Source organism: Neisseria sp. P0021.S006, assembly GCF_051956895.1.
The window spans coordinates 1-1,965 of sequence record NZ_JBQCWZ010000199.1 but is presented as its reverse complement, the minus strand read 5'-3'; the positions used below and the strand labels follow the sequence as shown (position 1 = coordinate 1,965).

General features: G+C 53.9%; 2 protein-coding genes. Both read left to right on the top strand.

Going from position 1 to position 1,965, the window contains the following annotated elements; all coding sequences use genetic code 11:
- A partial coding sequence (locus ACTHUM_RS12445) for a capsular polysaccharide export protein, LipB/KpsS family (protein ID WP_440403006.1) occupies window positions 1-268 on the top strand: 268 nt, incomplete at its 5' end.
- 367 nt (window positions 269-635) lie between these two features.
- The coding region (locus ACTHUM_RS12440) for an SEL1-like repeat protein (RefSeq protein ID WP_440403005.1) at window positions 636-1,965 on the top strand (1,330 nt) is incomplete at its 3' end.

Here is a 1,965-nt window from a genome sequence, read left to right as displayed (position 1 = left end):
GGTTACCATCAACAGCACCAGCGGCCTGTCCGGACTGATACACAATATGCCTGTCAAAGTGCTCGGCCGTGCCTATTATGATATTCCCGGCATTACTGACCAAAATACCTTGGCAGAGTTTTGGAATCATCCGACACCACCTGACAGCGACTTGTTCCATGCCTACCGTATGTACCACCTCAACGTGACCCAAATTAATGGCAACTTCTATAGTCAGGTGTTTTTCCCCAACAAAAAAACCTCCGACTCTTCCGCACCGACAACCTGACTTAGTGAAAGAAAGCTCAGGCCGTCTGAAAACATTTCAGACGGCCTGAAGCAATCAATACCTTAGCTACTGCCATGTAAATAAAACACAAAAACCTGCATTTATCATTAACAATAAATTACAAAGACAGTATAATAACTGAGATGTCATAAAAGCATACCAACTCAAGCTGAGGCCTTAATAACACACAAAATATGGATGTACTCCCAGGCAAAACAATATAACAAGCCAAACATCCTAAAGATAAGCCAGCAAGGCAATACACTTTACAAAACTGTGGCGAGCAATATTTTTACAAAGCCCTCAGCCGGTATTGCCGCCCATATGCTGCAGCATCCGTCTTCCACTTTATATCCGCCCGCAAACCATGACCGCCGCTCCTGATATCCTCTACCGGCAAGCCGCCGCCCTTTTGGAACAATCCAATACCGCCCAAGCCCTGCCCCTGCTGCAACAGGCCGCAGAGCAGGGTTATACGGAAGCTGCTTTTGTATTGGGCAATCATCTGCTGCAAAATGGTCATCCGGAGCAGGCACTTCCATGGCTGGAAGCCGCCGCGGCCCAACGCCATCCCAAGGCACTCTTTATCCTGCTGCAACAACGCGAACACAACGGTACCCCAACAGGACAGCTTCTTAACGAATACGCCTGGCTGGGTGAGCAAGGTCACCCCGAAGCCCAATTAATCCTCATGCGTTACCACGCGCAACGCAACGATCCACAATCCCTCTACTGGGCGGAGCTTGCCGCCGCCCGATATGCCGCGCCTGCGTATTACCATCTGGCACGCCATCATCAACGCCAAGGCGACATTGCGACAGCCATCGAACAATACGAAAAAGCGGCCGCGCTCGGCGTGGCTGCCGCCTGTTGGCAACTCGGTCAAATCTACTTCTACGGCACGGGTATCAGCCCCGACCACGCACAAGCCAAACATTATCTCGAACAAGCCGCGCAAGCCCGCCACATCGCCGCACAAACCCTGCTGGCCGACCTTCTTGCCGCCCAACGCAAGCCCGAAGCCTTAGAATGGTATCGTCGTGCCGCCGATAAGGAGCAAGCGGAAGCACAGGCCAAGCTGGCCCAATACACCCTGACCGGCGAACTTTCCGAACGCGATCCGTTCCAAGCGGCGCGCTATGCCAAAGCCGCTGCCGAGAAAGACCATCCCGAAGCGCTGAAAATCATGGGCGACCTCTACCGCTACGGCCTCGGCATCAAAGCCGACAACCATATCGCGCATGATTACTACCACCATGCCGCCGCGCTGGGTTCTGTCGCCGCAGCACAAAAACTCATCAGCGACGCCGCGCTGTACCATCCGCAACAATACGAACAAATCAAAACTGCCGCCCTGCAGCAACAACAAACCGAAACCATCTACCGTTTGGCGGAAGCACAAGCCAATGCCATCGGCCGTCCCACCGACCACAATGCCGCGCGCAAAAATTACATGGAAGCTGCCGAATTTCACCATAAAAACGCGGCGGCAGCCTTAGGCCGCATCTACCATTACGGCCTCGGTACGACGCAAGACCCTCGGGCGGCTGCACACTGGTACGCCATTGCTGCCGAACAAAACCACCCTTCCGCCCAATACCACCTCGCCTGTTTTTACTATCACGGGCAAGGTGTCGGCTGTCATGTTCCGACCGCCTGCTACTGGCTGCAGGCCGCCATCAGCAACGGCCACACTT